This window comes from Streptomyces sp. (assembly GCF_035563135.1).
GTDB lineage: Bacteria > Actinomycetota > Actinomycetes > Streptomycetales > Streptomycetaceae > Streptomyces.
On the sequence record NZ_DATMVN010000092.1, the window covers coordinates 1 to 8,971 of the forward strand.

Genomic DNA, 8,971 nt, shown 5'->3' on the forward strand with positions numbered 1-8,971 from the left:
GCCGCCGGCCGCGATGTGACGCGGGAGTACGGGCAGCTCATCGCGGCCGGCGCCGATCCCGGCTGGCTCGCCCAAGCCCTTCCGGACCACCACCGGCGGCAGGCCCTCTAGCCTCCGTCCGGTCGGCGACGTTCCGGAGCCGACCCCCTAGGGAGGCCGAGTTCGGCGGCTGCTATCGAGGCCATAGCCGGGGCACTCTCGCTCACCGCCCAGACATGATCCTGTGGACGGCGGCCGACGGGGTCTTGCGGCTGCCTCCTGCGATACCGCAGCAGCCCGTACCGTGTGGCGACATGCACGATCACGAGCTGTGCCCAGCGGGCGGCTGCCGCTCTGCCGCCGAGCTTCGTCACCAGAGCCACATGATCGATCAGGACATCACCCGACCGGATCCGCCCGGCCTCCAGCAGCCCGACCAACTGCCGGGCCAGGCCGTCCCCCAGCAGCGCGGGGCTCACCGGCCCCGTGAGCGGGGCCAGTTCGGCCGCCGTGAGCTCCACAGGGCCCCGGCCCCGGGGAGCGGGAATCACCGCGCCAGGCGGTGCGGGGCGTCGGATGCCGCCCCGGCGGGGCTCGTGGGCCAGCCGCAGATCCTCGGGGACACGCTGCGCCGGGTGCCGCCCCGCAGCATCCTCGGCCATGACCGCTCCGCTGGCACCGCCGGCGAGCGAGAGAGCCTGGATCTCCTGCTCGCAGAGTCCTTCGCGGTGCCACAAGGGCTCGAAGCAGCTGCCGGCATCAGCTGACTCCTGCGGTTTGACGGCCGTCCACTCCTGCCACTGGTCAACTCCGTGCCCGTCGGTATGCAGGACCAGGCATCCGTGCCCGTCCCACCGCCGCAGGACGAAGCGGTGCGTGTCCGTGGACACCAGCCGCAGCCCGGCGACGCCCGAGAAGACCGGCACGCCACCGGCCGGGGTCTCCAGACAGGGGACCATCACGGCGAGAAGAAACGAGAAGAACAGAGGATCGGGCCGCAGATCGAGATGGAAGCAGGCCTGGCCCAGCCGCAGCCCGGCCGGACCGGGATCCACGATCCCGTCATCCTCGGCCTGCGCCCACACGCGCAGGAGCTCCTCCTCAAGAGCCTGCTGTCCCAGGCACCCTCCCCGGCGTGGCAAGGCCAACCATGTCGACATACGGCGAGGCTAACCCAGCACGGCGACCGCACACGGCCCCACCTCCCTCACCGGCCAGTACCCAGGGTTCCGTGCCCGGCCGATTCCCGAGAGGAGCACCGTGCCCGTCCGGTCGCGGCGACACTGGGCATGCCGAGGGGTGTCAGGGCAGGGGGGCTGATGGGGTACACCGCTGTGCATCCGGTCTGGGGCCGGCTGGACGTGTCGCTCAACGATCTGGGGTGCGGGCACACCTGGGGGGAGATCCACCGGGTCAAGGGACTGCGGCTGGCGTGTCCGGAGTGCGGTGGAAGAGTCTTCGCCCGATCCTCCCGCTACGGCCTGCGCCACTTCTACCACCAGGTACGGCCGCCGGACTGCGAGCTGGCGAACGAGTCACCGGAGCATCACTTCCTGAAGCTGGAGCTGGCCATGGCGGCCCGGGCGGCCGGGTGGCGCGCGGAACTGGAGGTCAGTAGCGACCTACGGGACTGGCGGGCCGACGTCCTGGTCTTCGACGACCGGGACCGGCCCTTCATGGCGCTGGAGGCGCAACTGTCGCCGATGACGCCCACCGAGGCCAGGATGCGCACCGACCGCTACGCGCGCGACGGGGTGGGAGTGTGCTGGGTCGCCCTGCAGGACCGCCCCTGGACGCGCGCCGTGCCCACACTCAGGGCCAGCGCCCCCGCCGAGGGAGAGGAGTCCTGGACGGTGCGGCACGGGCTGGCCCGCTACACCTGGACACCCCGCACCCTGAAGGCGAAGGCCACGTGGGAACACATCACCTGCCCGCTCGGCGACGCCCTCGCATGGATCCTCCAAGGGAAGGTGCGCGTGCACACGGCGGTGAACGGGACGGTGTGGTGGACCGCGCCCGCCTACGAAGAACGGGCCCTGGAGCGTGCCCGGCTGGAGGCCGAGGCCGAAGCCGCCGAGCAGGAGGCCGCCGCGGAGCGCCGCCGTGAACAGGCCGCGGCCGCCGACCGGCGCCGCCGGGCCGCCGAGCAGCGGGCCCTGGACCGCCAGGCCGACCTTGAAGAACGGCACAACGAGATGCAGCGGCTGGCGGGGTTCTTCCAGCGCACCGGGTTCGACCTCACAGCCTGGGACACCTTCACCAGGCTGGTCCGCTCCGCCTCCGGAAAGACGATCGCCTACGGGGAGCAGAGCCCCCGCTACGGCAACGGCTTGCTGGTCCACGCCCGGGCCCGGGGAACCGACGGCGGATACACCCTGGCCGCCGTCGTCTGCCCCGACCCGCACGCCCTCACCCGCTGGCCGGAGAAGCTCGACATCCTCGTCCCCGACCACACCTGGCTCGCCCGCATCCGGGCCGCCGCCAGGGTCCCGCTGCGGGTCGCCGTACTGGACCCCCGCACCGGACGCAGCACCTTCGAACGCATCCCCCCATCCTCGGTTCACCGTCCGGGGCCGGACCGCCCCGGATGAGCCCACCACAGGAGCCCACGCGCTGTTATCTCTCAGCACGGCTGGCCGGCGCGCGCGGCCGCCTCATCACCGAGCTCAGCCGCGCCGTGACCGACTGGGGCGGGCAGGTGCCCGAAGACCCCCCGGGGTGGCCGAGCTGGCCGTCCTCCTGGAGGACGCCGCAGCGAACCTCCACCACGTCACCTCCTCCTCCACCCGGGCCGAACTGTCCGGTGCGGTTGGCCACCTGAGGGCTGCGGACCGCCTCGGCGGGCTCCTTCCGGCCGTGACCCTGTGGCACCTGGGCCAGGCGCTCCAGCGGGCCGCCCCCTCCCGGGGGCCCAAGAGCCCACCACCGCTCCCGGTGAACCGGAGCCGCAGACCTGCTGAGCCGACAGCAACGTCTCCAGCCACCGGATCAGGCGGGAGGTAATCCGAGTGGCCATCCGTGCGCTTCTTTTTGCTGCGGCGGAACGGTAGGGGGGATTTACCCCTTCTTGCTCGATCGGTTGAGCGAATTACTGCTTGCCGGCAGTGCCCCGCGCCCCCACCGATACCCGCGAGGAGCGCTCAGCGGGGGCCGACTCACCGGTGGTGACGCGGTGGGCTTCGGCGAGGAGAGCCCCGCGCCGGAAGCCGAGCGCGCCTGGTCCTGCAGCGCGTTGAGCTCGGCCAGTCACTCCGTCGACCCGTTCGGCCATGCGGTCAAGGCGGGCTTCCCGGAGCGACCTGAACGAGGCCCCGCACCGGCGAAGACCGTTCCCGCGCACGGCAGCCGCGGCTGCGGTGCGCGGGAGGCGGCCGAACCGGCAAGGACGTCCATCGCCCGCATTGCGCACCCGCCCGGGACCGGAGGCCGCCGATGACAACGCGGACAGCGCCCGGGTGTCAGTGCCCCTCCCTACCCTTGAGCTCAAGGCAAGTTGCGGCCCGGGCCCGGGCCTCTGCACGAGAGCGGGACGCGCGTGACCTCGATCTACCTCTCCTCCGACAATCCACGCTGGGTACCGCGGTCCGAGGAGGACCTCCAAGCCGCGATCGACGGCGGCCTGTTCGAGGAGAACCACCACCTCGACCTCAAGAAGGCCCCGGGCACCAAGAGCGACAACAGGGAGCTGGCCCGGGACCTGGCCTCGTTCGCCATCGACGGCGGCACCCTGGTCATCGGCGTCCAGGAGAACAAGGAGAGCCGGACCTTCGAGCTCTCCCCCCAGCCGCTCAACGGGCTCCCGGAGAAGATCGAGTCGGTCGCCCGCACGATCCCCGACCCCCCGCTCACCGTCACCACCGAGGAGATCACCTCCAAGGCAGCGGACGGCACTGGGTACCTCATCGTGCACATCCCGGCCAGCCCCGTGGCCCCGCACATGGTCGACAACAAGTACTACGGCCGCGGCGACAAGACGAAGTACCAACTCGGTGACGCCGAGGTCGTCTCCCTCCACGTCCGGCGGCGCAGCGCCGAAGCCGACACCATGACCCTGCTGCGCACGGAGATGGACAACGACCCGCTGCGCAACGTCGACGACCAGTCCCACCTCTTCCTCGTGGCCCGCCCCACAGCCGCGCGCCGCGACGTGTGCCTGCCCATTACCGGCGCCCCCGAGTGGCAGATGCGCCTTACCGCGTTGATCACCAAGGCCCGCACGAGCGAGGCCCTACCCACCGCCCTGACGAGGTTCCACCCCGACCTCGACTACGTACACCAGCCGCAGCGCCGGGCCAGGGGAGTGGCGCTGGCCTCCAGGGGCCTCAACTCCGACCGCACGTATACCAATGAGCACCCGGAGTGGGGTGACAACAGCGTGATCGAGGTCCAGCTCTTTGAGGACGGGGGGCTGCGCCTGTACATGTCCCGCCTCTCCACCGGCGTCTCCAGTCGTTACCAGCCGGAGAAGGGCGAGGAGCAGATGCTGTTCGACGGCGCCGCCGTGCTTCTCACCTGGCGCGTGCTGGAGCTGATGCGGCTGGTCTCCGAAGAGGTCGGCTACCACGGTAACTGGGCGATCGGGGCCGGCGCGAACCGGCTGCACGGGCGCCGACGGTACGGCGGAGAGTCGGGCTTTCCCACCGACGACCGCTACAGCGACGACACCTACGAGGAGACCACCGGCACCACCCTGGCCGAACTCCGCGACCAACCGGGCACCGTCACCCGCCGGCTCCTGGGCCCGCTGCTGCGCTCCCTGGGCTCGGAAGCCCTGTTCGCAGAGGCACTGGGTGACCGGCCCTGACGACAAGCCCGGCCGCACCGGCCACCGACTCCGGCCTGGTGGCATGAGGCTCACCGACCTTCGGCCGCTGATGGGCCGCCGCCGGGACGGCGCGCTCAGTTTCGAGCGCTTCCGTACCGATCCGACGGTGGCCGCCCTGCGGTGGCCGGACGACGTCCTGGAACAGTTCCTCTTCGACCACGGCGACAACACCGCCTTCGTCAACGACTACAACACCATCAACCTGCACATCATCACCTGGCAGCTGGAGACCCTCCCCGCCGCCCACTTCACCGGCATGCCGACCGGAGCCTCTGACGTCGGCTGCATCGAGAGCTACGCGCAAAACCCGGTGCACTGGGTCACCGTCCGGCCCCCGCAGATCGCCCTCCACTGGGAGACGCACGGGACCTGGCTGCGCCCGCCGCTCCTGATCGAGCGGCGTCTCCTGGACCCGGACACTGGCGGGCTGCAGGTCCTGGAGGGCCGGACACGCGTCGGGGTCCTGCGGGGCCGCCTGCGCGAGCACCTGCACGTCGCCCCCACCACCAGGCATGGGTCGGCCGCCGGTGACAAAAGGGGCCCCGTTTCTGTGCGTACGCTGCGCTCGTCCGGCCGTTTTCACAGAGAGATACGGATGATGGAGAACCCCTCTGTACCCGGCCAGCGCCGGGGCATGGCGATGCACAACGACTGGTTCGTCTCCGGATGGGAGCACGTCCTGCCCCGCCAAGCCCTCGCCCTGACCATGCTGACGGGCACCGCCTCCCAGCCCGGCTTCACCGGCTCCCTGGACGACCTCCTCCAGGAGATCTTCGACGGCCACTGGGACATGATCGGCGGCGACCTCGACGGTGTCCTTACCTTCACCTGGCACGCTGAGGAGTGGGACTACGAGGAAGCCCCCGAAGGCCGGGAGGCGTGCGAGGCGGCACGCTGGGAGAAGTTCGACGCCATGCTCACCGCCGCCGGCTACCCCGTGCCCACCACGGTGAGGGACCTCGTCGAGCTCTACCTAACCTGGGGCCTGGCCCGCCGCCACGAAACCTCCCAGGGAACCCGGTGGTCGATGCCGACCGTCCTGCCGCTCCCCGGCGACCTGCTGCCCCTGGACACCGAACTCACCCGGCGCCTCGACAAGATCCGCTGGATCATGCGCACCGGCCCCCTCGTCGACGTCCTCGTCAACCACCTGATCAACGAACTGGGTGAACCGCAGGAAATTCTCACCTCCCTGGACCGCCTGGCCGCCGCCACCAGCCAGGACGTCAACGACCTGCGCCTGGCCGTCGCGGAACTCGTCCAGTGCGACGACGCCAAGGTCCTGCGCGGGCAGGATCCGGCCGACCCCGAACGCCTGGAGCCACACCACCGCTTCCGCCTGATCATGGACTGGGTCCACTTCCACGACACCCGGATTGAGCTGAGCCTCGCCCACGACGACGCCTGACCCAACAGCCGGATCGGCCACCAGTCCAAGCAGGTCTGCGCACCCCACTGCACGACGAACGCAGTGCCCCGAACGTGGCCACGGAGAAGCAGACTGGGGCCGGTGCGCACCCTGCTGCGGACCTGAGTCCCTTCGAGCGGGCCGTCGCCAAGACTGCGACGGTGGTGATTCTGCAGCTCGCCCCCGCGAACATCCCCAAATCCTCCCAGAACCCGGCCAGGAAGAGAGTTACCCAGCGCTCTGCGACCACGCGCCGCGGCCTGCTTCGGCGCCGTACTCACTCGAAGGCCTTGGCGTTGAGTTCGGCCACGTGCTGCTCGTAGTTCTTGTCGGCGGTGCGGCCCCAGCGGCCGTTGCCGTAGCGGACGGCGATCCCCGTGGCCGGGTCGAGGAAGTCCACGGTGCAGCTGCCGTGCTCGTGGTCGCACCGGCAGGTGCAACGTTTGTGGGTGACCTGCCAGTCGGCCCCCGTGGGGCCGTCACCGAGGAGCCGGATCAGCTCAGGGCAGGGCGGCCCGTCGGTGGCCTCCATCCGGTAGCCACCGTCCGAGCTCCAGGCGTCGGTGGAGTTCACCGTTCCGGGGCCGGCCGTTGCCCGGATCCGGCGCAACAGGGGCGAGAAGACCGGGCCGGGTGGGAAGGGCCAGCCGGAGTCAACGTCGTAGGCGGCCCGTTCGCCCGGGGTCCAGCCGGTGTGAGGCTGGAGAAGGCGGCCGTCGTGGTCGCGGTGCATCCGGTCGGTGATGCGGTCCCACCAGCGGGCGGGGAACCCGGTGAGGGTGATCCGGGCGGGCATCCCCGGCCGGTGGAGATGGACGCCGCCGCGGTCGCGGTGGTACCGGAGCCCGGGGACGCCCGTGATGAGGTCGCGGGGATCGCCGGAGGGTTCGCCGGTGGACCGGGGGAGGAGCTCGTCCGCCCAGCACATGACCACATACGGTGCGTCGGTCACCCGGATGGTGAGCCGGTCAGCCTCTGGGCGCAGGCGGACGATACCGAGCGGATGCGCGGACAGACCGCCGACCGCGCGGAGCCCAAGGAAGACTTCCGCCTCCAGCCGCGCCTGCTCCTCATAGCGGGCGGCCGGGATGAGGAGCACGCTGTCGTCGCCCGGGAGGAGCGGGGCGAGGGCCTGGTGCAACTCACCCGTGCTGCGGCGCCGGTCGGCGGTACGGCCCAGGGCCTTCGATGAACTCATCGCGGTCTTTCCACGCCGGACCGGCCCCGTACGGCCGGCGGTCAGGGCGACGGCTCACAACGATGATGAAACGGATGAAAGCGAGCTTCTGACCGGTCCTGGGCGAGGGATCAACGGGGCTGCTCCCTCGCGCGGCCGGGCGCCCACGGGCCCAGGACCGATGAAACGCCTCGGGCGCGGGGCTGGTCAAACTGCCACGCCGCGGCAACTCCCAGCGGGCCGGATGGTCACCGTCTCAGGACCGAAAGCACCCGAATCCGTCCATGGGCGGAACCGATCACTGGCCCCGGCGACCTCTGCCAGCCGCTCGGGGCGCAAGGGTGTTTCGTGCGGAGAGCCGGGGTGTACGCTCCGCCCATGAACACCACCCCGAACCCGCACAGCACCCGGCAGGACCAGGACCCCGGCTGGGGCCTCCTCGCCTCATGAACGACCACCGCCGCGCCGGGAAGGACCTTCTGGGCGCGACGGTGGAACGAGCGGCCCGGCTACGACATACTCCGAGAACAAGGCCCGTAACACCTGTGGGATGAACGAATCAGGCGGTCTGAGGCGGGCCGGGCGCCTTTCCCAGGCAGTTACGGGACATCGTTCAGTTCACTGCGCAGATCGCGCCCCGGCACGGCTGCGGCCTGGTTCAGGGCGGCGAGCTCCTCGTCGCTGAGGCTGTCGATCCACATCTCCAGCTGCCGCCGCTTCGTCTCCTCTTCGTCGCGCAACTGCTGGTCGTACCAGTCGAGTTCCGGCTCAGGCTCGATGCCGCGGTACCGGCGCCTCGCCTCCTCCCCGACGTGGAGCGCCTCTCTCTCCCTCTCGGCCCGGTCGACGACGTCGCAGGGGTACACGGCGGGGGACTCGGGCTCGGCGACGATCCGCCAGTACGCGGCGAGCATCCCGTTGGTCGTCTTGCGCGATGCGCCGAAGGCCGCCAGGAGAGCGGTCAGCTGCTCCAGGGTCGGGTGCTTGCCGTTGAGGATGTTGCCGATCGTGCTCTTGGAGAGGCATCCGCCCGCCCCGGGGGAGGCGGCCAGCCGGCGCAGGGGAGGCGCGCCCGTTTCCTCGTAGATGCGCTTCAGCCCCTTGGTCAGCGTCGGCCAGGTACTGATGGGCCCGGGCACGTAGACCGGCGGCGGCCACAGGAGCGCCGGGCGTTCGGGTGCGGTGGACACGGCGTCGGCGAGCAGTTCCAGGCCACGCGCCTCGAACGCACGCCAGACGGCCTGACCGGCTTCGTTGACTCTGTCGACCTTGGGATTCTTGGCCGAGGTCCACCGCGCCCACGCCCCGGCGTAGGCGCGGACGGTCTCCTCCTGGGGCAGCCGCACTCCGAAGGCGCGCCGCAGCGTCCGCTCCGACGCCGGATGCCCGGCCTCGAGGGACCGCTTGGCCAACTGCACGAACGTCAGCTCGCCCCGGGCCTCACGCATCCAGCTGTGCAGGGCCTCCAGCTCGGGCCACGAGGTGGCGGCAGTACGGCGGTTCACCGGCCACTCCCGGCACACACACCGATCAGGCAGCCCCACCGGCCCGGCACGACCAGTGCCCCGGCGGCCGCGGAGAA

General features: G+C 71.0%; 6 protein-coding genes. 3 read left to right on the forward strand and 3 right to left on the reverse strand.

Annotation, left to right across the window (positions count from 1 at the left end; translation table 11 throughout):
- Positions 1-107: 107 nt before the first annotated feature.
- Positions 108-1,139 carry a hypothetical protein gene (locus tag VN520_RS03900; protein WP_325745417.1) on the reverse strand — a complete coding sequence of 344 codons (1,032 nt, stop codon included), beginning with the start codon at positions 1,137-1,139 and terminating at the stop codon, positions 108-110.
- Positions 1,140-1,298: 159 nt separating this feature from the next.
- Here VN520_RS03900 and VN520_RS03905 point away from each other — a divergent pair, with 159 nt between their 5' ends.
- From VN520_RS03905 to VN520_RS03915, 3 genes are all read left to right on the forward strand, one after another.
- The gene (locus tag VN520_RS03905; protein ID WP_325745418.1) at positions 1,299-2,570 is read left to right on the forward strand and encodes a competence protein CoiA; all 1,272 of its coding nucleotides are present in this window, start codon (positions 1,299-1,301) and stop codon (positions 2,568-2,570) included.
- Positions 2,571-3,514: 944 nt separating this feature from the next.
- Positions 3,515-4,783 (forward strand): ATP-binding protein, encoded by a 1,269-nt coding sequence (locus VN520_RS03910; protein ID WP_325745419.1) that lies wholly within the window; start codon positions 3,515-3,517, stop codon positions 4,781-4,783.
- A 43-nt stretch (positions 4,784-4,826) separates the two neighbouring features.
- The gene (locus VN520_RS03915) at positions 4,827-6,212 is read left to right on the forward strand and encodes a DUF6042 family protein (protein ID WP_325745420.1); all 1,386 of its coding nucleotides are present in this window, start codon (positions 4,827-4,829) and stop codon (positions 6,210-6,212) included.
- Positions 6,213-6,489: 277 nt separating this feature from the next.
- On the opposite strand, the gene VN520_RS03920 is transcribed toward VN520_RS03915, so the two are convergent.
- Positions 6,490-7,410, reverse strand: coding sequence for a hypothetical protein (locus tag VN520_RS03920; RefSeq protein WP_325745421.1), 921 nt, complete (start codon positions 7,408-7,410; stop codon positions 6,490-6,492).
- A 578-nt stretch (positions 7,411-7,988) separates the two neighbouring features.
- Entirely contained in the window at positions 7,989-8,894 is a 906-nt protein-coding gene (locus tag VN520_RS03925; RefSeq protein WP_325745422.1) for a hypothetical protein, read from the reverse strand.
- Between the last annotated feature and the right edge of the window lie 77 nt (positions 8,895-8,971).

Excerpts from the sequence above, each read along its gene's own strand:
- VN520_RS03900 (WP_325745417.1), bottom strand. The coding sequence starts at position 1,139 with ATGTCGACATGGTTGGCCTTGCCACGCCGGGGAGGGTGCCTGGGACAG.
- VN520_RS03905 (WP_325745418.1), top strand. The coding sequence starts at position 1,299 with ATGGGGTACACCGCTGTGCATCCGGTCTGGGGCCGGCTGGACGTGTCG.
- VN520_RS03915 (WP_325745420.1), top strand. The coding sequence starts at position 4,827 with ATGAGGCTCACCGACCTTCGGCCGCTGATGGGCCGCCGCCGGGACGGC.
- VN520_RS03920 (WP_325745421.1), bottom strand. The coding sequence starts at position 7,410 with ATGAGTTCATCGAAGGCCCTGGGCCGTACCGCCGACCGGCGCCGCAGC.